This is a genomic window from Umezawaea beigongshangensis (assembly GCF_016464305.1).
GTDB classification, from domain to species: domain Bacteria; phylum Actinomycetota; class Actinomycetes; order Mycobacteriales; family Pseudonocardiaceae; genus Umezawaea_A; species Umezawaea_A beigongshangensis.
Genome location: NZ_JAEIOJ010000002.1, coordinates 462057 through 482838, shown reverse-complemented (window position 1 = coordinate 482838; position 20782 = coordinate 462057). Strand labels below are relative to the sequence as shown.

Below are 20782 nucleotides of genomic sequence, written 5' to 3'. Positions count from 1 at the left end.
GAGCCCCGGCGGCGCGTCACGCGGGAACGCTGTGGCGCACCGGGTCGACGTCGTGGCCGTCCCAGTGCGCCGTGCTGAACCCGGTCGGGGCGCAGGTGGGGTCGAAGGTGACGCCGCGGCGTCGCACGGCGTGCGCGGTGCGGGCGGTCTGCCGGTCGAGCAGGGCGTCGATCTCGGACCCGTCGAGGCCCTCGATCTCGTCCCAGAACGTCAGCACCCGGTTCACGTACAGCGCCACGAGGTGGTCGCGCGCCGCCTCGAACTCGCCGTCGCCCAGCGCCTGCACGGCATCGGCCAGCAGGTGCGGCCAGTCGTCGGTGGCGATCCGCAGCCCCCACGGCGCGGGCGCGAGCAGCCGCGCGGTGGGGAACAGCCGGTGCACGTCGGCCCGGTGCGCGGCGAGGTAGGCCGCCACCGAGGAGGTGACGCTGGCGACGACGGCCGGGTCCTGCGGCACCGCGGCCCCGTCGACCGCCTCGCGCACCGCCGCCGCCCGCACGTCCGGCACCGCCGTGCCGCTGGTGCGCAGCACGACGTGGAACAGCGAGTCGAGCACCTGCTGCGGCAGTCGCAGGATCTTCGGGAACGGCGAGTTGTGCAGCTTGCGCCCCAGCGGCACCTCCACCACGCGCATCCCCTCGCGCAGCGCGTTGCCGGTCAGCCACACGTCGACGCCGTAGAGGTAGGAGCTGGCCGGGCGGTGCCAGGTGGCCGCGCGCTCCAGGAAGGCCCGGTTGACCGCGAACTCGCCGCCGATCGGCTGCTGCACCCGCGCCCCGAACACCCCGGCCAGCAGCGGACCGGCCAGGTGGTTGGTGGTGTTGGCCTCGTACCTGTCGCGCCGGTAGACCGGCACGGCGATGGCCGGCTCCGGGCCGTCCACCGCGTCGGCCAGCCGGCCGATCCACTCCGGCTCGGTGGAACGCACGTCCGCGTCCAGCAGCACCACCCGCTCCGCGTCCAGCTCCAGCGCGCGGTCGGCGATGGCGAAGACGTTGGTGCCCTTGCCCGTGCCGATCCCGCTGGAGCGCACCACGACCTGGCGGGCGCGCAGGTCGGTGTCCAGGAAGCGCTCGACCGTGCCGTCGGTGCTGCCGTTGTCGGCCAGCAGCACCACGTTCGCGCCGCCGGGGAAGGCCCTGCTCAGTCCGGCGTCGGCGGCGCGCGCGACCGCGGCGACGGTGCTCGCCTCGTCGCGCGCCGGAATGCCCACCACCGTGGTACCGGTTCCCGAAGTCCACATCGGCACGGAAGCTCCCCGAGGTTCGTAGTTCCCGGAAATGCTCAGCCGTGCCGATTACCCGGCGACGACGGCGGGGTTAACAGCGTCGACCCGTCGGACCGGCGACCGGCGCTCCCACGAGCCGGGGAAGCACCTCCTGCCCGAACAGCCGGATCGTGTCCACGACCTCCGCGAGCGGCAGACCGCCGATGTCCACCACGACCAGGTGCGCGTCCAGGCCCAGCAGGCGCGTCAGGCCGTTGAGCCGCTCCGCGACCTCCGCCGGATCACCGCACACGGCGGCGCCCTCCATCAGCCGGTCCACCTCCGTGCTCGCCCCCTGCCCGCGCCACGGCTGGGCGAACTCCGCGTACGCGCTCAGGTACGGGCGCCAGCGCTCGCGCGCCTCGCCCGGGGTGGGGGTCACGTAGACGTGGCTGGGCAGCGCGACCCGGCCCCCGCCCGCTGCCCGGTAGCGCCGCACGACGTCCAGGTGCGCCGCCGGATCGCGCAGCGTGCTGGGCAGCATGAGCGGCAGGTCCAGCTCGGCGGCCAGGTCCGCCGACACGGCCGAGCCGCTGCCCGTCCACACCACCGGCCGCGGTGTCTGCACCGGGCGGGGGGTGGTCGTCACGTCGATCAGAGGGCTGCGGAACTCGCCGTGCCAGGTGACGTCCCGCTCCTCCAGCAGTCGCAGCAGCAGCCGCAGGTTCTCCTCGAACCGGGGCCGCAGGTCGGCGGACCCCACGCCGAACGCCGCGTTCGTCTGCCGGGACACCCCGCGCGCCACGATCAGCTCGGCGCGCCCCCGCGACAGCACGTCGAGGGTGGCCAGCTCCTCGGCGACGAGCACCGGATCGCGGTGCGCGAGCAGCGTGACACCGGTGGACAGCCGCAGCGTGGACGTGCGCGCGGCGACGGAGGCGAGCACCAGTTCGGGGGCGGAGACGACGTAGCGGGTGAAGTGGTGCTCGCCGATGGCGACACCGGTGAACCCCGCCTCCTCCGCGACGACGGCCTGCTCCACCACCGCCCGGACGCGCTCGGCCTCCCCGACGGCCCTGCCGGTGCGCGGATCGGGCAGGTGATCACCGAGGATCAGCAGGTAGACGTCGATTCCGGGCATGGGAGCAGGATAGATCGACGTCGAACACCCCGTTGCCGCCATCGGTACGGTCCTGTCGTGGGCGATCGGGACGACGAGCACGCCGTCGTGCGGCGGATGCAGGAGCTGACGAGCGACCTCTGGAGCCCGCGCAGCCGCTGGCACGTGGGGGACCTCGCGCACGGCAGGTTCCAGCACCTCGGGCGGGAGGCCGACTGGCCCACCAGGATCTGGGAGCGTGCCGGCCGCGTCGTGGCGTGGGGCTGGATCGAGCTGCCGGGGGAGCTGGTGTTCCAGGTCCGGCCGGACCACGACGAGGTGGCCGACGAGGTCCTCGACTGGTTCGCGGCCACCGCCACCGCCGGGGAGCTGGAGGTGACCGTCCTGGAGACGGAGGCGACCGAGGTGCGGGCGCTGCGGCGCGCCGGGTTCGCCGAGCGGGCCGGGCCGTTCTTCCGGCACGTGCTCCGCGACCTGCGCGATCTGCCGGAGCCCGTGCTGCCGCCGGGCTACGCCGTCGGGCCGGTACCCGGTCCGGAGCCGCGCGCGGCCGTACACCGCAGCGCGTTCGCCGGGTCCCGCGTCACGAGCGACAGCTACCGCGCCGTGATGGGCGCCCCCGGCTACCGGCCGGAGCTGGACCGGGTGGTCCTCGCTCCGGACGGTGCCTGTGTCTCCTACGCGACCTGCTGGCTCGACGAGCGGCACCGGGCCGGGCTGATCGAACCCGTCGGCACCGACCCGCGTCACCGGCGGCTCGGGCTGGCCCGCGCGGTGTGCCTGGACGGGATGCGCGCGCTCGCCGCGGCCGGCGCGACCCGCGTCGGCGTCGGGCCGCGCGGTGACGCCGCGTACCCCGTGCCGCTGCGGTTGTACTCGTCGCTGGGCTTCCGGCCGGGCCCCCGCACCCGCACCCACGTGCGTCGCACGACGGCGGACCGGTCCGACTGAGCCGTGTGGACGGACCGGCGCGCTGCTCTGTCCGGGGGACGGGAGTTTTCCGTCCTGGCACATCGGGTAGGAGGGCGGAAGAATCCCCACCGGTGGAGGTGACCGCTCGCATGCAGTGGATGCGCTTGGCGAAGTTCGGGGCGCTGGGACTGGCCGTCGTGCTGGTGATCGCCGCCGTCGGACAGCTGACCGGAGCGATTCCGCGGTTCGACCTCTTCGGCACGTCGGAGACCGACCGCAGTCAGCCCGCCGTCCTCCAGTCGATCAGGGACCTGAGCCGCTACCAGGCGGTGGCCGGTGACTACCAGGTCGTCGTGGACGTGGAGAAGGACGTGGCCTACGTGCCCGACGTCCTGGCCGGACAGCGGACCCTCTTCGTCGCCGCCGGCACGGTCACCGCGTACGTGGAGTTCTCCGGGCTGAACGCCGACAGCATCCGGGTCTCGCCCGACGGGAAGTCCGTCGAGGTGGACCTGCCCCGCGCCCAGCTCGACAAGCCCAGCCTCGACAACTCCCGCAGCTACGTCTTCTCCCAGGAACGCGGCTTCTGGGACCGGCTCAACTCGCTCGTGGAGACGCAGAACCAGCAGGACTTCTACCTCAAGGCGGAGGAGAAGATCGCCGAGGCCGCCGCGTCGTCCGGACTCGTGGAACGGGCCGACGAGAACACCCGGCAGATGCTCTCCGGCCTGCTCACGGCGCTGGGCTACGAGGTGACCTTCACCGACGTGAGCTGATCGCGGCACGGGCGGCCTCGTCGTCGCCCCGCTCGCCGCGACGGCCGCAGCGCTCGGCCGGACCGGGCAGCGCGCCCGGAGCACCCGGCCGGTGGCCGGGCCGCACGACCGGCGGGAACGGCCGGGTGAGGCGCGGTCGGATGACGTGCGGCCGGCCACGTCCTGCGGGGGTGAGGTCCTGATCACCTGCGGGTTGAAGCACCGCGGCAGCGGGTACACCACCGGCGTGGACGATGCAGAGTTGCCCGAGCGCTACCAGCGTCCGTCGGGTGTGGGGGACAAGACCGTCGAGGCCGTGGGCAAGCTGTCCGAGGCGCTGGAGAAGGCCGAGGCGGCGCGCGGCCACCTGTACGCCTTCCACCAGATCACCGGTAGCGCCGACTTCGCCGCGGGCGACGCGGCGAGGCTGCTGCGCGAGGCCGGGCACCACGAGCTGGCCGACGTCGTCGAGTTCGACCTCGTCGGTCGCAACGTCCTGCTCGGGCGCTGGACGTTCCAGATCGTCGACGAGTACGACGAGGACTACCACCGGACGTTCCGCGAGGTGGAGAAGAGGGTCCGCGACGAACTCGTCGCCGGGCGCAAGCACCTGCTGGAGGCCGAGCTGAAGCAGACCCGGCGCACCAGGGGCCACGTCGCGCACACCGCGACCCCGGCGGCCGAGGAGGTCACCCGTGCCTGAGTCCACCACCGACGTGCCCGCGCCGTCCGAGCTGAGCCCCTCGGTCGTGTCGCTGCTCGCCGACGCCGTGTCGGCGCTCGCACGCCTCGTCCAGCGGTAGCGCGGGTCACGCGCACCACCACGCCGGTCCTCCCGCTGGCCCGACGCGGATCGGGGCACCTCCGCCAACCCCGTTTCGGAGGTGCCCCGCCCCGTCCTCCCGTCAGCGGGGAAGCTTGACCACCGTCACGAAGAAGTCGTCGATCTGGCGCACGACCTCGATGAAGCGCTCGAAGTCCACCGGCTTCGTCACGTAGGCGTTCGCGTGCAGGCTGTAGCTGCGCAGCACGTCCTCCTCGGCCTCCGAGGTCGTCAGGACCACCACCGGGATCGACCGCAGCTCCTCGTCGACCTTGATCTCCGCGAGGACCTCCCGCCCGTCCATCCGGGGCAGGTTGAGGTCCAGCAGGATCAGGCCCGGCCGCGGCGCGTCGGCGTACTCGCCCTCGCGGCGCAGGAACTGGAGCGCCTCCACACCGTCCCGCACCAGGTGGAGCGTGTTGCGGATCTTGTGGTGCTCGAACGCCTCCTCGGTCATCAACGCGTCACCGGGGTCGTCCTCGACCAGGAGGACGTCGATCACGTTCAGGCCGGGCTCAGTCATCAGAGCTCTCAGATTCTTCGACGACGGGAAGGGTGAACTCGAAGGTGGTGCCGGTGGGCCTCTCGGTGGCCAGCCTGATCGTGCCACCGTGGTACTCGACGATCTTGCGACACATCGCGAGACCGATCCCCGTGCCCGGGTAGGCGTCCTTGTGGTGGAGGCGCTGGAAGATCACGAAGATCCGTTCGGCGTACTCGGCGTCGATGCCGATGCCGTTGTCCGACACGGTGAACGTCCAGAAGTCGTCCGTGCGCCGCGCGTCGATCTCGACGCGCAGCGGCTCCTCGCCGCGGAACTTCAGCGCGTTGCCGATGAGGTTCTGGAACACCGCGGTCAGCAGCGACGCCTCACCCCGCACCGACGGCAGGTCGCCGACCACGACCTCCGCGCCGACCTCCTCGATCTGGTCCGCCGCGTTGCCGAGCACGTGCGCGACCAGGTCGCCGCTGTGCACCACGGTCTGCTCGCGGGTGAGCCGGCCGACCCTGGAGAACGCCAGCAGGTCGTTGATCAGCACCTGCATCCGCTTGGCCCCGTCGACGGCGAAGCCGATGTACTGGTCGGCCCGCTCGTCGAGCTGGCCGCCGTAGCGGCGCTCCAGGAGCTGGCAGAAGCTCGCGACCTTGCGCAGCGGCTCCTGGAGGTCGTGCGAGGCCACGTAGGCGAACTGCTCCAGCTCCGCGTTCGACCGCTGGAGGTCGCGCGACCGCTCGTCGAGCTGCTCGTGGGCCGAGCGCGAGGCCTCCAGCTCCTGCACGATCCGCTGCCGCATCTGGTCGACGTCGTGGCTGAGCTCGACGATCTCCCGAGGACCGGAGAGGTTGACGTTGCGCTGGAAGTCGCCGGAGGCCACCTGGCGCACCTGCGCCGCCAGACCGGCCAGCGGCGCGATGAGGATGCGGTGCAGCACGATCGCGACGGCGATGATCAGCAGCACCAGCACGATTCCGGTGCTCACGAGCAGCGCCATCACCGTCGACGCCGACCGGTTCAGCGCGTCCCGCGCCCCGTCGCCCTCGCGCTCCAGGTCGCGCTGGATGTCCTGGAGCGTCGCGCGGACCTCGTCGAACCTGTTCTTGCCCCGGTCGGCCTCGGCGACCGGCTCCAGGGTCGGGCCGGTGGCCCTGATGCTCGTGATCGTGGGCTCGGCGTACTCCTCGCGCCACTGGTTCGTCAGCTCTTCCAGGCGGTCGTACTTGGCGCTGATCTCCGGGAGCCTGCCGCTGAGCCTGGAGCGGGAGTCGGCGATCAGCGCGACCTCCTGCCCCTGCCCGTCGCGGTAGGGCTGCAAGAAGTCCTCGCTGCCGGTGAGGACGTAGCCGCGCACGCCCGTCTCCTGGTCGAGCACCGCCGCCGACAGCGTCTGCGCCATGCGCCGCGCCGGGCCGATCTGGTCGAGCACGAGCACCCGCGCGTCGCTGAGGCCCGCCGTGGCGGCGGCGGCGCTGCCCACGGCGGCGGTCGAGATGAGCATGAGGAACGCGATGAGACCGAACAGCAGTCTCTTCGCCGGCCACCTGTCCGGGTGGCTTCCTTCTTCCATCGTCACGTCCTGGATGTGCGGTCGGTCAGCAGGAGCACTGCCATGTCGTCGTCGAGCTCGCCGCCGTTGAGCTCCTTGACCCTGGCGATGAGCGAGTCCAGCAGGTCCGCGGCGTCGTCCTGCCAGTCGGGCCTGGCCGCGGTGTGGCCGGAGATGAGGTCGATGAGCCGCTCGGCGCCGAGCCGCTCCTCGTCGCCGATCACGCGGCCCTCGATCAGGCCGTCGGTGTAGAGCATCAGCGACCAGCCGGTGGGCAGCGCCACGTCGAGGCCGTGCCAGGTGCTGTCGGGCAGCACGCCCAGCGGGAGCCCGGCGCGGTCCCTGGGCAGCTCCAGGATGTGCCCGCCGGTGAGCAGCATCGGCTCCGGGTGCCCGGCGAGGTAGACCCGCGCCCAGCGGCGGTCGGGGGAGATGGTCAGCATGCAGGCGGTGGCGAACAGACCGGGCTGGTGCCGCTCGTGCATGAGGATCTGGTGCAGCGTGCCGAGCACCTTCGCGGGCTCCTGCTGGGCGAGCACCAGCGCGCGCCACGCGATGCGCAGGTAGATGCCGAGCGCGGCCTCGTCCGGCCCGTGGCCACAGATGTCGCCGATGATGACCTGCACCGAGCCGTCGGGGGTGCGCACGGCGTCGTAGAAGTCGCCGCCGAGCAGCATCCGGCTGCCGCCGGGACGGTAGCGGACCTCCAGGGCGAGGTCGTCGCCGTGCAGCAGCGGGGACGGCAGCAGACCGCGCTCCAGGCGCGTCTTCTCCTGCGCGTGCAGCTTCTCCTCGCGGAGCTGGTGCTGGGCGTCCTCCGCCCGCCTGCGCTCGATGGCGTAGCGGATGCCGCGGAACAGCAGCGCTCCGTCGACCTGTCCCTTGACCAGGTAGTCCTGGGCGCCGGCTGCGACCGCCTCCACGCCCTGGCGCTCGTCGGTCAGACCGGTCAGCACGATGATCGCCGCGGGGGAGGAGTGGGCGAGCAGCTTGCGCAGGCCGTCGAGGCCCGACGCGTCGGGCAGACCGAGGTCGAGCAGCACGCAGTCCACCCGGCCGAGCAGGGGCTCCGCCTCGCGCACGCTGCGCGCGCGGGTGAAGGCCACCGGCGCGTCCGCCTCGTCGAGCAGCGCTTCGACGAGCACCGCGTCACCCTCGTCGTCCTCGACGAGGAGCACGCGCAGGGGCTGGGCGGGACTGTTCGCGAGCACGGTCGGCGTGTCGTTGCGACTCAGCACCTGCCCTCTCCTCGCTGTCAGTGCCTTCGGTCCCGGGAACAGTAGTGCACCGGCACCGGTGCACGACGAGCGGTGAACGTCAGTGCGAATCCGTACCCCCGTTCGGAGCATCATCGCACTACTTCGTTTGCACAGCGTAGTCGTGCGAGCGTGGTAACACGCCCACCATCGGTCACGCTGCGTTCCCACATAATCGTCGACCGGGTGTCCCCGGTGGGGGGACGCGGTCGCGCTCCGGGCGTGTCGCGGCACGCCGACGACCCGCGGCGGTGCCGCGGGTCGTGGGAGCGCGGGTGCCTGCCGCGCGGGAGACGGATCAGCGCCGCGGTGTCGGCAGCGCCCACACCAGGTCGGGACGTCTCTGCGGCTCGCGCGGCGGCGCACCGGCCGGGACGGGCTCGCGCACCGGCGGGAGCTGCTCGGTGAACGGCGCCGGGTCGCGCGGCGTCTGCGGCGGCGGGGGAACCGGCTGGGGACCGGGCGCCCGCGTGGGCCGCACCGACAGCACGTCGACGCGCTCGCGGTCGAGGGCGGTCTGCCTGCGCAGCTCGTGGCCGTGCCTGATCATCGCGTTCGGCGCGTCGAGACCGACCATGCCGACGAGGCGGCCGTCGGCGACGAAGCCCGTGACGCCGCGCCCGAGCGGGGTCGTGTCGGTGCCGAGCTTCGGGATGCCCGACCCCTGCACGCGCATGCCGTACTGCTCCGTCCAGAACCGGGGAACGGGGGTGAACGGCCGGGCGTGAGCGCGCCCGACGAGCAGGTTCTCCGCCGCCGCCCGCGCCATCTCCACCGCGTGGATGTAGTGCTCGACCCGCCGGACCACGCCGCCGAAGCGGTGGTTCGGCCAGCGCGCCACGTCACCGGCGGCGACCACGTCGTCCGCGCCCACGACGTGGCAGGACTGCTCGCACAGCACGCCGTCGCTCAGCTCCAGGCCGGAGCCGCGCAGCCAGGCCACCGACGGCGTCGCGCCGACGGCGAGCACCACGGCGGCGGCGAACAGCACCTGGCCGTCGGACAGGTGGATCGCGATGCCGTTGGCCTGACGCACCCAGTGCAGGATCTTCACGCCCGACGCGAGCCGCACGCCGTGCTCCCGGTGCATCTGGGTGACCAGGTTGCCGAACTCCTCGCCGATGGCGCCGCCGAGCAGCGCCTTGCCCCGGATCACGACCGCCACCTCGCGGCCCACGTGCCGGATGGACGCGGCGATCTCCGCGCCGATGAACCCGCCGCCGATGACGACGACCTGGCCCTGACTGCTCGACATGGCCCTGCGGATGCCCACGGCGTCGTCGAGCGTGCGCAGCTGGTGCACGCGGGGGTCGTGGCGCGGCACGCCGTCCAGGTGCCGGGAGTCGACGCCGGTGGCGATCACCAGGCCGTCGTAGCGCAGCTCCTCGCCACCGGGCAGCGACACCGTGCGGGTGCTGGTGTCCAGACCGCTGGCCATGACGCCCGTCCGCCACTGCGCGTCCAGCTCCGGGGCCGTGGCCAGTCCGAGGTCGGACCAGTGCAGCTCGCCGGTGATGACCTCCTTGGACAGGGCGGGACGGTGGTACGGGAGGTGGCGTTCGGCGGAGACGATCACGATCTCGCCGTCGAAGCCCATCTCGCGGAGCCGCTCGCCGGAGCGCACACCGGCGAGACCTCCTCCGACGATCACGATGCGTTCGGTCATCTGACTCGCTCCCGCAGCTCGATGGCGCGCATGGGACACGCTCGCGCCGCGGCGCGCGCCTTCGCGTAGTGGTCGGGGTGGGGCCGTCGCTCGTAGGTCAACCGGTCGTCGTCGATCAGGTCGAACACCTCCGGGGCTTCCTGCATGCAGATGCCGTACCGGTGGCAGCGCTCGTTGTTGACGCTGACGTCCAGCACGGAGGCCTCCGCGGCCACCTCGTCCTGCGGGCGTCCGGTGCGCTCGACCAGGCCCAGGCGGGCCAGCGTCTCGGGGGGCGCGAACCTGGCCGCGGCGATCGTCGCGGTCGGGATGAGGATGGTCAGGCCGGCGAGCCACAGCACGGCGAGGTTGCCGTTGGCGACGGCGCCCAGCCACGAGTGCACGACGGTGAGCGTCACCGCGGCGTAGGCCAGCTGGTGGAACCGCAGCCACCGGCGGTAGAGCACCTTGCGGCGCAGCCCCGCGGTGATGGCGATGGCGAACATCAGCTCCAGGCCGACGATGCCCAGTCCGTGGCGGAAGAACCCGCCGAACAGGAACGGCAGGACGAGCTTCGCGAAGGAGAACTTCGCGGCGGTCTGGAGCAGCGTGAACGCCACGGCGTGCAGGCTGCCGAAGGCGAGCGCCGCCGTCGCGAGCACCATGTGGCCGTTGCGCAGCTCTTGGCGGCCGGTGAGCCGCTGCGCCCAGCCGGTGGCGATGAGCACGCCCCAGCAGAGGGTCAGGCACATCATGGCGTAGGCCAGCCGCGCGGACAGCTGCGCCATCTTCTTGACGCCCGCGTCCTGGTCCGCGGCGGCGTCCGCCAACAGCATGGGGACCTGGCTGAGCAATGGAGACCTCCGAGACGGCGGATCACAGGGGTGGGTTCACCGGTGGTGGGGGCCGTCCGGCCCGATCGCGCAGGAGTGGTCGCGACCGGGCCGAGCGGGTCTTGCGGTTCCGCGGCGGGTGCGGGTGGCCGGTGGCCCGACGCGTCACGTCCTCTCGCGGCCGGACCGGATCAGCAGGTCCGGTCGCGGTTGATGCACTGCACGACCCGGTTCATCAACCGCTCCGACATCACGTTCGCGAAGTCGGCGTGGTCGGTCACCGGCGCGTGCAGCTGTTCGGGGAAGCTGTCGAGCGCGTACGACGCGCCCGGAGGCACCTTGTAGCTCAGGACCATCCGCAGCTGCGGGATCGGCTTCGTCCCGCCCGCGCACGAGCCGTCCGCCAGCGGGAACACCACGTGGGTGCGGTGGTTGGCGCTGTCGGTGTTCACGCCGTCCCAGCAGCTCGGGAAGTCCAGCACCCGCAGCACGCGGCTGCCGCGCGGGCACAGCGGGTACTGCGTGGTGGCCTTGCGCTCGAAGCCGGTGCAGCTCCAGCGGGCGCGGGCGTTGCCGGTGCCGTTGGTGCCCGCCTTGGCGTCACCGGTGATCAGCCGCAGGAACCTCGGCATGGCCACGACGTCCGCGCGGGCGTTGCCGCGGAACTGCAGGCGCACGGACCTCGGCCGCAGGACGGTGCCGACGTTGCCGTCCGCCGCGTCCTCGCCGGACGCCTCGTACTCGGCGGCGCGCTGCTGCTGCTCCGCCTCCTCCTCTGCCGCCACCGCGGGGGGTGCCGCGGGCTGCGCCGGGTCGGGTGCCGTCGCCTCCCGGGCGATCTCGGCCTTGGCGGCCTCCTCCTGCGCGGCCTCGGCCGGGGCGACCTGCGGTGTCGCCGCGTCACCCGTGTCGGCCCGCGGCGGGGCGGGCTGCGCGTTCTCCTGCTCCGCGGCGGCCTCGGGGGCGATCGCCGGTGGCGCGTCCTGCAGGGCCTCGGCCGCGGCCACCTCGGCCTCCGCCTCCTCGTGCGCCTCCTCGCCCTCGCCCGGCCTCTCCGCGGTGATCTTCTCGTCGCGGACCCGCAGCACGGGCCAGAAGTAGGTGGACCTGTCGTCGAAGCGGCACGTCGTGCCCGCCGCGGCGAGGCTCTCGTCGGTGGAGAACCCGTCGGCGGACAGGTTGCCCACGTAGTCGTGCAGGTGGTGCGCGCCGTTCGCGACGCCCGGCGCGACGATGAAGTTGTCCGGGTTGTTGTGCCCGTTCTCGTTGCGGCCGCACTGCGCCACGAACGTTCCGGCCGACCCGCGGCCGCCGCGCCGCGCCCGCGGCTCGTCGGGAGCGCGGTCCGCCTCGCGGATGTCGACGAAGTCCGACACGAACGGTCCGCCGGCGTCGGCGTGCTCGGCCCCCGGGTCGTCGTGGGCCGATGCGGTGCTGATTCCCACGGCGACGCCTCCGGCGGTCAGGAGGCCGACGACCGCGGCGAGCGCGATCATCGACGTGCGGCGGGTCCTGTGTCTGGCTCCCTGGGACATGCGAGTGCTCATTTCAGTTGGCGCGGGCGGAGAACGCGGAGCACGCCGAAGGTCGCCGCCACGCCCGCGAGGCAGACGAGGGCGACGACCACCGGGCTGGGACCGTCGCTGGAGGACGCGACGAGTTCGGGGGAGGCCGAGACCGCTGCGGCCTGTGCCGCCGCAGGGGCGCCGCCCACCGGGACGGGGTCGCCGAAGCCGGTCTGGTCGACCAGACCGGTGCTCTCCAGCAGCGTCATGTGCTTCATGACGAAGCTGTTGCCCGCCTGGGCGAACTCGCGGACGACGTCGTTGGTGGTGCTGGCGCGGACCTTCGCGATCGTGCTGAAGACCTTGCCGTGAGCGGCCCGCAGCCGGTTGGCGAACGCCCGGTCGAAGTCGGCGCCCGTCTTCGAGGTCAGTTCGGCCATCCAGCCCTGCTGGTCCTGGCTCGCGACGGCGGGGAGCTCGATGCCCAGCACGGCCGCCTTGTCGTCGGTGAGCTCGTCGAGGAACTCGTGGTCGAGCATGATGAGCCGGCCGACCTCCTTGACCCGCGGGCTGGCCGCGCGGGTCTGGGCGGCCTCGCCCATCGGCATCTCCCACAGCCCTGCCTGCTTGACCTTGATCACGAGATCGCGGTCGGCCGCGGTGAGCGGACCGAAGGGCGTCGTCGTGGGACCCTCCGGGGTGCCCGGCTGCTGCTGGGCGAACTGCTCCTGGGCGGACGCCGTCGCGGGTGCGAGCAGCAGCCACAGACCTGTGAGGACAGCGGCGAAGACCTTGCGGCGCATGGTGATCAGTTCCCGTCCGATCCGGTGTCGGGTGAGGCGGCGGACCGCGGCGTGCCGCTCTCGGCGGGGGAGGTGGAGGCCGGCGCTCCGGTCGCGGGCTGCGCGGCGCTCGCCGGTGCGGACGCGCCGGCCCCCGCCTTCTCGCCCTCCGGCGTCGCGGCCCACCACGTCCCGCCCGAGCCCTGGCCGAGCACGTCCCCGGCCTTCTTGTCGCGGGCGAAGCGGTAGAGCGGCCACCCGGCGAGCACCATCTGCTCCGAGCCGTCCGCGCGGGTGAGGGACGTCACCAGGGTCGGGTCGACGCCGGAGACCATCACCGGGTCCTCGGCGGGGACCGGCGGCCACTGCGTCGCGCAGGCGTTCACGCACGTGCTCGTCGGCGGCTGCGTCTTGTCCTTGTCGAAGCGGTAGAGGGTGTTGCCGTTCGCGTCGGTGACGATCAGACCGATCTCCGACGAGGCCAGCGAGAGCATCCCGTACGAGGTCCGGGCCTTGGCGGGCGTCGGGGCGACGGTGTTCTGCGGCTGTCCCGCCGTGCTGTTCGCACCGGGCACGAGAGCACCGCAGGCGCTGGTGATCAGCGTTGCGGCGAGGCCCGGAAGTGCGATAAGAGCGAGACGAGAACGTCGCCAGGGCATCGCGTTGGTCCTTTCCGATCGAGCGGGCTCCGCCGAAAGGACCAGTCGGAGGGGATTCCGGCGGACCGAACGAGCGGACACCGGGGCATACGGACACGCGACGATGACGGTTCATCAACGATCCGGCGACTTTTTTCTCAGAAGAAGTTCTCGACTAAGTGCGGTCCGTGGGGCAAAGATGTGCGGCGTGGCGCAGCATCGACGACCCCAACGTCGACGCGATCAGCCCTTCCCGGTGGAGAGTCTGGAAGATGAGCTGATCCGTCGTCTCTACCAAGAGTTCGGTAGCGCGCTGCTCGGCCACGCGATGAGGCTGACCGGCCACGACCGGCAGTGGGCCGAGGACATCGTCCAGGAGACCCTGCTGAGGGCGTGGCGGAACGCAGAGAAGCTGGAGCGCGACCCCGTGATGTTGCGCTCCTGGCTCTTCACCGTCGCACGTCGTCTCGTGATCGACGACCGGCGCAAGCGCAGCGTTCGTCCGAAGGAGTTCGAGTTGACCCCTTCGGACGAGACACCAGGGCGGGACGAGGCCGACAGCACGCTGTCGGCCATCGTGATCGCCGAAGCGATGAACGGCCTGACGGAGGAGCACAGGGAGGCTATTCTCGAAACGTACCTGCGGGATCGCACGGTCAGCGAAGCCGCTGCCGCGCTGGGGGTTCCTCCGGGTACGGTGAAGTCAAGGGTTTACTACGCTCTCCGTGCCCTCCGCCGGGCACTGCAGGAACGGGGCTGACACGTGAGTGCTGTGCCGAACCACGCGGACGTGGCGGCATACGTGCTGGGCGTGCTCGACCGGGACGAGATCGACGCGTTCGAGGATCACCTGGCCGAGTGTCGCAAGTGCGCCCTGGACCTGCGGGACTTCGCCGCCCTGCCCGATCTGCTGGACGACGCCGACGCGAGCGGTCTCCTGCGGGGAACCGCGCCGGAGCGTCCGGACGGCCGCTCGGTCCGCGCCATGCTGGACTCCGTCTCCGCCCAGCGACGCAAGCGCCGCAAGGAGTGGATCTTCGCGGCGGCTGCCGGGGCCGTGCTCCTCGTGGCCGTGTCCGCGTTCACCGCCGCCGGGCTCGGGTCCGGTTCGGACGGTGCGCCCGTCGCCGGTGGCAACCCCACCGGGGCGCCGGAGCGGTCCGCGGTGGCGCAGAACAGGCCGGAGGAGTTCGACGACACCCAGAGCGCCAGAGATCCCGAGTCCGGCGCGACCGTGACGGTCGGCAGCCGCACCGAGCCGTGGGGCACCGCGGTCGACCTCCAGGTCGACGGGGCCCTCGGTGCGAGCAAGTGCGTGCTGCTGGCGCTGACCACCACGGGGGAGAAGATCCCGGTGGCCAGTTGGTACGCCACCGACAACCCGCCCACGGCCCAGAACCCGTTGCAGCTCGGCGGGAACGTGGCCGTGCGCTACTACGACATCGCCCGCTACGTCGTCACCGACGACAAGGGCTCGACCCTGCTGGAGATCTCCGACTAGGCCTCCGCCCGACCCGTCAGTCCGACCCGTCAGCCCTGCCGCGCGTCGCGCGGCAGGGCTGGTCCGCTTCCGCGCCGGTTGCGCTCCCACCGCAGGAACATCCCGGTCGCGGTGGAGACGCTGGTGAGCAGCCACACCGCGACACCGGCGTCGTCGGTCACGCCGATGATCGGCAGCAGCTCCGGCAGGACGTCGACCGGCGACACCAGGTAGACCACCGCGCCGGCCCAGAGCAGAAACCGGCTCTTCGGCAGTTCGCCGTACTCGCCGCGCCGCGCCTCGCGGATCAGTCGCGGCAGCGCGCGCGCCCGCTGGAACGGGTTGCCGACGGGGTGCGGCTCGCCGGACGCCCTGCGCCGCCGTGCCCGCAGCACGCCGACCGCGATCAGCGCGACGCCGAGCACGGCCAGGACGCCGCCGAGCACCAGGGGGTCGACGCCGAGGACGTCCGCGTCGCGGACGAAGGCGGAGATGGCGGCGAGCACGAGCAGGAGGCAGCCGAAGACCGTCATGCTCCAGGAGCTTAGTGGCGGACGCGCGCGCGGGTGCGTCCGCGCGCACACGCGTCGCGCCCGCGGTCGTGCACGTGCGCGCAGTCGCGGCGACAGGCGGAGGTGGCCGAGAAGGCCGGCGCGAGCGGGGCGATCGTCAGCCGGAGTTCTCACCGGCGGGTCGGACGTCTCCGCCGCCACTCGCCGCGCCGCCGACTCGCCCCCGCCGCACCGCGAGCGGAGTGTTCGGCGGGTGGAGCGCGGGCCGCGCCCGGCCCCGGACGCGGCCGTGCGACGCGGGCACCCGGAACCGGTCGCCGGCCACACCTGCTGGACGGGTCCTCGGCGTCCGGGGTCCGCGCGATCACATCCGGCGCAGGCCGGCGAGCACGCGCTCCATCAGGTCGATCGGGGGGCGGCCGCTGCTGCTCAGCTCGCCGTTGCTGTGCACCTCGATGAGGCTCAGGCCGGACATGTCGCTCAGCAGCACCCGCACGACCCCCAGGGGCAGCCGCAGCTTGGCCGCTACCTCGGCCACCGAGTGCGGTTGCAGGCACAGCTTGCTGATCACGTGGTGCTCGGCGCTCGACAGCTTCGACGAGTGCACGGCGTGCTCCCTGGACGTCACGATCGTCTCGATCGCCAGGTCGATCTTCGAGCGGGTGCGTCCGCCGGTGCGCGCGTAGGGCCGCACGCGAAAGCTGTCGACCTCGTCCGCCGGCTGTTCTTCTGGCTGTTCTTCGTCCACCTTGATCACCGGGATCTCCGAGGTCGGGTACTCGTCGCGCTCCTCCCGGAACGGGTCGAAGTCGAGGCGGCCCGACGTGCTGCTGATGTCGTGCTGGCCGCCGAAACCCGGGTCGAAACCGTGAGGTCCAGGTCTCGCACTCGTGCTCTCGGTGGTCATCGCTGTCTCCGGCGCGGTCGACGCTGTTGCTTTCCGTCATTCACCAGTATCACTGGCCGATCACGGAGTGTACTGGGTCACGTCAAGGGTGTCGTCATTCTCTGTCCAACCGAGATGATTTTCTCTTTCTACTCACGTTGCGTGACAAGCTGTGCACCGGCTGATAGACGGACGCTCACCGTAATTTTTGCGAGATGCAAGTTGCAGATGAGGTCGCCGAGTCGTTTTCGCTGCTCCAGAGGCTTGTCGGGGTACCGCCGTACGGCGCATTCAGCGGCCGGGCCGGGTCGGGTCGGACCAGGTCGGAGCACCTGAGGGGACCTGTGATTGATGGTGCAAAAGCCTCGGCGGTGACCATCGGGTCGATATCGCATCCCCTTTGGGCGAGTTCTCGACGAATGCTCGCGGGACGCTAAACGAAGCGTGGCGGGAGAAGTCTGCTCCGCCAGGCGGGTGAACATACCACCGATTGTCAGAGCGTTGACACGGGGGTGGGCGCACACGTCGTGTGGAATCGTTTACATTTGGTACGTTCGCACTCTCCGTGTTGTTGACACCTGTCGTGTTTACGCTGCGTGGACTTCTCGCCGGAGTTCGGTCCCGCTCCGGTCCGTGCTGTCCGGGCCGCGCTGTCCGTCGTCCCGAGCGCTGCTGAGCACCCCGCGCCCGGCGTCCCGCTCGCCACCAGTGCGCGGTGGCGCGCACCGTCGGCGATCCGCCGGTCGATCGCCGACGCCGTGCGCACCCGGCTGGTCGAGGACCCGGCTGTTCGACGACGTCGTCGGACCGGAGCGGCTCGGTGCGCGACGGCAACGCTCCGGTCGGGACGCGCGAGCGCGTCGCGGCGCCGTCGAGGGTTCCGGAACGGCGGGACGACGATCGTCTTCGCGGTGCCGGCGGCGGGAGGCGGTTGAATGCGCATCCCGTTCGCAGAACGGGCGCCACGGCGTGTTCACGTGCCGGTAACGCAGAACGCGTTCCGTTGTTCACCCGTCGCGGTGAACAGTTCTCCGACCGGGCCGGAACGCGCGGATTCACGTCCTCCGGTCATTCCGCCACGGCACGTCCCGCGCCCGCCCTCCGGGGCGGGGGCACGTCGGCGGAGGAGGACTTCGCGCAGGTCGGACCCGGTGCGGCGCTACCCGATGGGAGTCGGGTTGAGCTGCGCACCCGCCGGAGCAGCGCCGTCGACCCCGCGAACGGGACGACGCCGTCTCACCGGCTGGAGGGAACTCGCCGTCGCGACCAGACCCGGTGTCAGCGCCACGGCAACCGCGGTCCTGCCCGTTCTCGGCACAGCACTCACCCCACCACTCACCGCTCGACGGACATTCGCCGGAACCGGTCGAATTCCGGTTGGCCCGATTGTCAAACTAGTCAGCGAGAACTCCGCCGACAACACGTGCCGGGCGCATCGGGCGCATCCTTGATCAAGGCTTGACGTTGCGCCGCGCCGGCGGGCGGGGGCGCCCGCCGCTCACGGACCGGGGCGCGCGGAACCCGTCCGGCTCGCCAGCACGGCGGCCTGCGTCCTGCGTTGCAGCCCCAGCTTCGCCAGCACGTGCGAGACGTAGTTCTTGACGGTCTTCTCCGCGAGCGACATCCGCTCGGCGATCTGCCGGTTGGTCAGGCCCTCTGCGATCAGGTCGAGCACCGCGCGCTCCTGGTCGGACAGCGCCCGCAGCGGATCGGACCGCTCGCGCTCGCCCCGGATGCGGTCGAGCAGCGCGGACGTGCCGCTCGCGTCCAGCAGCGACCGCCCCGCGCCGACCGCGCGCACCGCCCGCACCAGGTCACCACCGAGGACCTGCTTGAGGACGAAGCCCGCCGCCCCGGCCACCACCGCGTCGAACAGCGCGTCGTCGTCGGCGTAGGAGGTGAGCATCAGGCAGCGCACACCGGGAGCGCGTCCGGCCAGCTCGCGGCACAGTTCGATCCCGCTGCCGTCGGGCAGCCGGATGTCCAGCACGGCGACGTCGGCTCCGCTGTCCGGCACGAGCGCCAGCGCCTCGGCCACCGATCCGGCGCCTCCGACGACCTCCAGGTCCGGCTCGCCGTCCAGCAGATCGGCCACGCCCCGACGCACGATCTCGTGGTCGTCGACCAGGAACACCTTCGTCACACCCACCTCCACGGCCCGCGACGACAGTAGCGCCCGCTGACGCCGAGTGGTCGGACAACCACCGGATGTCGCCACCTCGAAGGGAGCAACGGGTGGAGACAACCCCCGTCCGGTCGTCCTACGGTCGCAGGCGCGGGCGCGCGGGGAGGAGCCGAGCATGGTCGACGACGAGTCCGTGCCGCCGGTCGTCGTGGGTGTCGACGGGTCCGCCTCCGCGCTGCGAGCGGCGGAGTGGGGAGCGGGCGCGTGCGCCCGGCACGACGTCCCCCTGCGCCTCGTGCACGGCTGCTTCGTGCCCGTGCGCGGCTACCCGGCCATCATCGCGGGTGGTCAGCAGTTGCGCCGCGCGATGGACGAGCAGGCCAGGCAGTGGCTGTGCGAGGCGGAGAGCGTCGCGCGGGCCGTGCACCCCGGCGTGGTGGTCCGCCACGTCGTGCGGATGGAGGCCGGGGGCCCGGCCCTGGTGGCGGAGTCGGTCGGCGCGCGGCTCGTCGTGCTCGGTTCGCGCGGTCTGGACGGGTTCGCCGGGCTGCTCGCCGGGTCCACTGCCACGGCGCTGTCCGCGCACGGCCGGTGCCCGGTGGTCGTGGTGCGCGACGGCGAGCGTCGCACCGGTGGACCGGTCGTGGTGGGTGTCGACGGATCTCCGCCGAGCGACGCGGCCGTGGGCTTCGCCTTCGACGAGGCCGCCGCGCGTGGTGTGCCGCTCGTCGCGGTCTCCGCGTGGAGCGACGTGTTCGTGGAGGCGTCCTACGGGATCGCGTGGACCGCGCCGGACCTCGACGGCATCGAGGTCGACCAGTGGCGGCTGCTCGCCGAGCGGCTCTCGCGCTGGCGGGAGAGGCACTCCGGTGTGCCGGTGCAGCAGGTCGTGGTGCGCGATCGGCCGGCGGTGGCGCTGCTGGGTCTCGCCGCCGTCGCGCAGCTCGTCGTGGTGGGGGACCGGGGGCGCGGCGGGTTCGCCGGGATGGTCCTCGGTTCCACCGGTCAGGCGGTGGTGCAGCACGCGCCGTGCGCGGTCGCGGTGGTCCGCGCCGGGTGATCCACCGCGCCGAGCGCCGTCTCCACCAGCGGCACCTCCTGAGAGGCGCCGGTGCCGGTGAGCACCAGCACCTCCGTCGCCGAAGATCCGCGACCGGCCGACCGGCGGTCCCTCGACCACCGCCACGCCGCTCCGGGTTGACGGGGGGCCGGGGCGGGTAGCCGGACCGGTATGAGGATCGTCGTCACCGGCGCCAGCGGCAACGTCGGCACCGCACTGCTGCGCAGGCTCGCCGCGGAGTCCGACACCGAGGTCGTCGGCGTGTCGCGTCGCGCGCCGCAGCAGAACCCGCCCTACGCGGGCGTGCGGTGGTCCGAAGTGGACATCGGCGTCGCCGGGGCCGAGCAGCCGCTCCAGGACGTCATGCGCGGCGCGGACGCCGTCGTGCACCTGGCGTGGCTGATCCAGCCCAGCCACGACGAGCGCACGATGTTCCGCACGAACGTCAGCGGGAGCGACCGCGTGTTCGCCGCCGCGGCCCGCGTCGGCGTGCCGCACGTGGTGCACATGTCGTCGATCGGCGCGTACTCGCCGTCCGACAAGGAGCGCCTCGTCGACGAGCAGTGGCCCACCGACGGCGTGTCCTCCTCCTACTACAGCAGGCACAAGGCCGCGGTCGAGCACCTGCTGGACCTCTTCGTCGAGCGCAACCCGGACGTGGTCGTGTCCCGGCCGCGTCCCGGCCTGATCCTCCAGTCCGGCGCGGCGGCGGAGATCGCCCGCTACTTCCTGGGCCGCCTGGTGCCAGCGCCCCTGTTCCGGCTGGCCGCGCGGGGCAAGGTGCCGCTGCTGCCGCTGCCGGCGCGGACGTGTCTGCAGTTCGTGCACGCCGACGACGTGGCCGACGCCCTGGTCCGGGTGCTGCGCACCCGGCTGCCGGGAGCGGTGAACCTGGTGTCCGAGCCGGTCATCACCCCGCGCGTGCTCGCGTCGCTGGTCGGGGCCAGGCACGTCTCCGTGCCGGAGCCCGTGCTGCGCGGTGCCGCCGCCGTGTCGTGGAAGCTGCGGCTGCAACCCACCTCCGCCGGGTGGGTGGACCTCGCGCTGGCCTCGCCCCTGCTCAGCGCCGAGCGCGCCAGGACGGAGCTGGGGTGGGTCCCGCAGCACGACGCGCGCGACGCGCTGCGGGAACTCCTCGCGGCCCTGGGGCACCGGCGCGGCGTGACCGGCAGTCCGCCCCTCGCGCCCGGCCGGTGAA

The 20782-nt window shown here is 72.4% G+C and carries 21 protein-coding genes; 7 read left to right on the top strand and 14 right to left on the bottom strand.

Features of this window, described 5'->3' with window-relative positions; genetic code table 11:
• Nucleotides 1-16: 16 nt before the first annotated feature.
• Complete coding sequence (locus IMZ35_RS06790) at nucleotides 17-1243, bottom strand: glycosyltransferase family 2 protein (RefSeq protein ID WP_199440043.1); 1227 nt, start codon at nucleotides 1241-1243, stop codon at nucleotides 17-19.
• Nucleotides 1244-1319: 76 nt separating this feature from the next.
• Nucleotides 1320-2348, bottom strand: coding sequence for an LLM class flavin-dependent oxidoreductase (locus IMZ35_RS06785; protein WP_199440042.1), 1029 nt, complete (start codon nucleotides 2346-2348; stop codon nucleotides 1320-1322).
• Between the two features lie 57 nt (nucleotides 2349-2405).
• Between IMZ35_RS06785 and IMZ35_RS06780 the strand changes: the two genes are divergently transcribed.
• Nucleotides 2406-3278, top strand: coding sequence for a GNAT family N-acetyltransferase (locus IMZ35_RS06780; protein ID WP_199440041.1), 873 nt, complete (start codon nucleotides 2406-2408; stop codon nucleotides 3276-3278).
• A 98-nt stretch (nucleotides 3279-3376) separates the two neighbouring features.
• Nucleotides 3377-4015: a DUF4230 domain-containing protein gene (locus IMZ35_RS06775; protein ID WP_307867823.1), complete on the top strand. Its 639-nt coding sequence runs from the start codon at nucleotides 3377-3379 to the stop codon at nucleotides 4013-4015.
• Here IMZ35_RS06775 and IMZ35_RS06770 read toward each other — a convergent pair.
• Entirely contained in the window at nucleotides 3999-4217 is a 219-nt protein-coding gene (locus tag IMZ35_RS06770) for a hypothetical protein (RefSeq protein WP_199440040.1), read from the bottom strand. The two genes, IMZ35_RS06775 and IMZ35_RS06770, sit on opposite strands and share 17 nt — an antisense overlap.
• A gap of 24 nt (nucleotides 4218-4241) precedes the next feature.
• Here IMZ35_RS06770 and IMZ35_RS06765 point away from each other — a divergent pair, with 24 nt between their 5' ends.
• Nucleotides 4242-4697: a hypothetical protein gene (locus IMZ35_RS06765; RefSeq protein WP_199440039.1), complete on the top strand. Its 456-nt coding sequence runs from the start codon at nucleotides 4242-4244 to the stop codon at nucleotides 4695-4697.
• Between the two features lie 202 nt (nucleotides 4698-4899).
• On the opposite strand, the gene IMZ35_RS06760 is transcribed toward IMZ35_RS06765, so the two are convergent.
• The 8 genes from IMZ35_RS06760 to IMZ35_RS06725 all read right to left on the bottom strand — a co-directional run bounded on the left by IMZ35_RS06760 (nucleotide 4900) and on the right by IMZ35_RS06725 (nucleotide 13458).
• Complete coding sequence (locus IMZ35_RS06760; RefSeq protein ID WP_199440038.1) at nucleotides 4900-5340, bottom strand: response regulator; 441 nt, start codon at nucleotides 5338-5340, stop codon at nucleotides 4900-4902.
• Nucleotides 5333-6883 carry a sensor histidine kinase gene (locus tag IMZ35_RS06755; RefSeq protein ID WP_199440037.1) on the bottom strand — a complete coding sequence of 517 codons (1551 nt, stop codon included), beginning with the start codon at nucleotides 6881-6883 and terminating at the stop codon, nucleotides 5333-5335. Before IMZ35_RS06755 ends, IMZ35_RS06760 begins: the two co-directional genes overlap by 8 nt.
• A gap of 2 nt (nucleotides 6884-6885) precedes the next feature.
• Nucleotides 6886-8100, bottom strand: coding sequence for a PP2C family protein-serine/threonine phosphatase (locus tag IMZ35_RS06750; protein ID WP_307867822.1), 1215 nt, complete (start codon nucleotides 8098-8100; stop codon nucleotides 6886-6888).
• Nucleotides 8101-8416: 316 nt separating this feature from the next.
• Nucleotides 8417-9784 (bottom strand): NAD(P)/FAD-dependent oxidoreductase, encoded by a 1368-nt coding sequence (locus tag IMZ35_RS06745; RefSeq protein ID WP_199440036.1) that lies wholly within the window; start codon nucleotides 9782-9784, stop codon nucleotides 8417-8419.
• Nucleotides 9781-10599 carry a ferric reductase-like transmembrane domain-containing protein gene (locus IMZ35_RS06740; RefSeq protein WP_199440035.1) on the bottom strand — a complete coding sequence of 273 codons (819 nt, stop codon included), beginning with the start codon at nucleotides 10597-10599 and terminating at the stop codon, nucleotides 9781-9783. Before IMZ35_RS06740 ends, IMZ35_RS06745 begins: the two co-directional genes overlap by 4 nt.
• Nucleotides 10600-10787: 188 nt before the next feature.
• Complete coding sequence (locus IMZ35_RS06735; RefSeq protein ID WP_199440034.1) at nucleotides 10788-12131, bottom strand: DUF1996 domain-containing protein; 1344 nt, start codon at nucleotides 12129-12131, stop codon at nucleotides 10788-10790.
• Nucleotides 12132-12139: 8 nt separating this feature from the next.
• Entirely contained in the window at nucleotides 12140-12904 is a 765-nt protein-coding gene (locus tag IMZ35_RS06730; protein WP_199440033.1) for a DUF4142 domain-containing protein, read from the bottom strand.
• A gap of 5 nt (nucleotides 12905-12909) precedes the next feature.
• Entirely contained in the window at nucleotides 12910-13458 is a 549-nt protein-coding gene (locus IMZ35_RS06725; protein ID WP_199440032.1) for a hypothetical protein, read from the bottom strand.
• A gap of 262 nt (nucleotides 13459-13720) precedes the next feature.
• Between IMZ35_RS06725 and IMZ35_RS06720 the strand changes: the two genes are divergently transcribed.
• Both IMZ35_RS06720 and IMZ35_RS06715 read left to right on the top strand, forming a co-directional pair.
• Nucleotides 13721-14281, top strand: coding sequence for a sigma-70 family RNA polymerase sigma factor (locus IMZ35_RS06720; protein ID WP_199440031.1), 561 nt, complete (start codon nucleotides 13721-13723; stop codon nucleotides 14279-14281).
• A 3-nt stretch (nucleotides 14282-14284) separates the two neighbouring features.
• Nucleotides 14285-15022 carry an anti-sigma factor family protein gene (locus IMZ35_RS06715; protein WP_199440030.1) on the top strand — a complete coding sequence of 246 codons (738 nt, stop codon included), beginning with the start codon at nucleotides 14285-14287 and terminating at the stop codon, nucleotides 15020-15022.
• A gap of 29 nt (nucleotides 15023-15051) precedes the next feature.
• On the opposite strand, the gene IMZ35_RS06710 is transcribed toward IMZ35_RS06715, so the two are convergent.
• The 3 genes from IMZ35_RS06710 to IMZ35_RS06700 all read right to left on the bottom strand — a co-directional run bounded on the left by IMZ35_RS06710 (nucleotide 15052) and on the right by IMZ35_RS06700 (nucleotide 18542).
• Nucleotides 15052-15534: a YkvA family protein gene (locus IMZ35_RS06710; protein ID WP_199440029.1), complete on the bottom strand. Its 483-nt coding sequence runs from the start codon at nucleotides 15532-15534 to the stop codon at nucleotides 15052-15054.
• Nucleotides 15535-15877: 343 nt separating this feature from the next.
• Nucleotides 15878-16420: a DUF742 domain-containing protein gene (locus IMZ35_RS06705; RefSeq protein WP_199440028.1), complete on the bottom strand. Its 543-nt coding sequence runs from the start codon at nucleotides 16418-16420 to the stop codon at nucleotides 15878-15880.
• 1477 nt (nucleotides 16421-17897) lie between these two features.
• On the bottom strand, nucleotides 17898-18542 hold the full coding sequence (locus IMZ35_RS06700) for a response regulator (RefSeq protein WP_199440027.1): 645 nt from the start codon (nucleotides 18540-18542) through the stop codon (nucleotides 17898-17900).
• 157 nt (nucleotides 18543-18699) lie between these two features.
• On the opposite strand from IMZ35_RS06700, the gene IMZ35_RS06695 reads away from it, so the two are divergent.
• Together IMZ35_RS06695 and IMZ35_RS06690 are read left to right on the top strand one after the other, a co-directional pair.
• On the top strand, nucleotides 18700-19584 hold the full coding sequence (locus IMZ35_RS06695; RefSeq protein ID WP_199440026.1) for a universal stress protein: 885 nt from the start codon (nucleotides 18700-18702) through the stop codon (nucleotides 19582-19584).
• A gap of 171 nt (nucleotides 19585-19755) precedes the next feature.
• A complete protein-coding gene (locus IMZ35_RS06690) occupies nucleotides 19756-20781 on the top strand; it encodes an NAD-dependent epimerase/dehydratase family protein (protein ID WP_199440025.1) in 1026 nt (341 codons plus the stop codon).
• The last annotated feature ends 1 nt before the right edge of the window (nucleotide 20782 follow it).

What these genes read in the sequence shown, in the direction of transcription:
- IMZ35_RS06790 (WP_199440043.1), bottom strand. Translation starts at nt 1,243, where the DNA reads ATGTGGACTTCGGGAACCGGTACCACGGTGGTGGGCATTCCGGCGCGC.
- IMZ35_RS06785 (WP_199440042.1), bottom strand. Translation starts at nt 2,348, where the DNA reads ATGCCCGGAATCGACGTCTACCTGCTGATCCTCGGTGATCACCTGCCC.
- IMZ35_RS06760 (WP_199440038.1), bottom strand. Translation starts at nt 5,340, where the DNA reads ATGACTGAGCCCGGCCTGAACGTGATCGACGTCCTCCTGGTCGAGGAC.
- IMZ35_RS06755 (WP_199440037.1), bottom strand. Translation starts at nt 6,883, where the DNA reads ATGGAAGAAGGAAGCCACCCGGACAGGTGGCCGGCGAAGAGACTGCTG.
- IMZ35_RS06745 (WP_199440036.1), bottom strand. Translation starts at nt 9,784, where the DNA reads ATGACCGAACGCATCGTGATCGTCGGAGGAGGTCTCGCCGGTGTGCGC.
- IMZ35_RS06740 (WP_199440035.1), bottom strand. Translation starts at nt 10,599, where the DNA reads ATGCTGTTGGCGGACGCCGCCGCGGACCAGGACGCGGGCGTCAAGAAG.
- IMZ35_RS06735 (WP_199440034.1), bottom strand. Translation starts at nt 12,131, where the DNA reads ATGTCCCAGGGAGCCAGACACAGGACCCGCCGCACGTCGATGATCGCG.
- IMZ35_RS06730 (WP_199440033.1), bottom strand. Translation starts at nt 12,904, where the DNA reads ATGCGCCGCAAGGTCTTCGCCGCTGTCCTCACAGGTCTGTGGCTGCTG.
- IMZ35_RS06720 (WP_199440031.1), top strand. Translation starts at nt 13,721, where the DNA reads ATGTGCGGCGTGGCGCAGCATCGACGACCCCAACGTCGACGCGATCAG.
- IMZ35_RS06710 (WP_199440029.1), bottom strand. Translation starts at nt 15,534, where the DNA reads ATGACGGTCTTCGGCTGCCTCCTGCTCGTGCTCGCCGCCATCTCCGCC.
- IMZ35_RS06705 (WP_199440028.1), bottom strand. Translation starts at nt 16,420, where the DNA reads ATGACCACCGAGAGCACGAGTGCGAGACCTGGACCTCACGGTTTCGAC.
- IMZ35_RS06695 (WP_199440026.1), top strand. Translation starts at nt 18,700, where the DNA reads ATGGTCGACGACGAGTCCGTGCCGCCGGTCGTCGTGGGTGTCGACGGG.
- IMZ35_RS06690 (WP_199440025.1), top strand. Translation starts at nt 19,756, where the DNA reads ATGAGGATCGTCGTCACCGGCGCCAGCGGCAACGTCGGCACCGCACTG.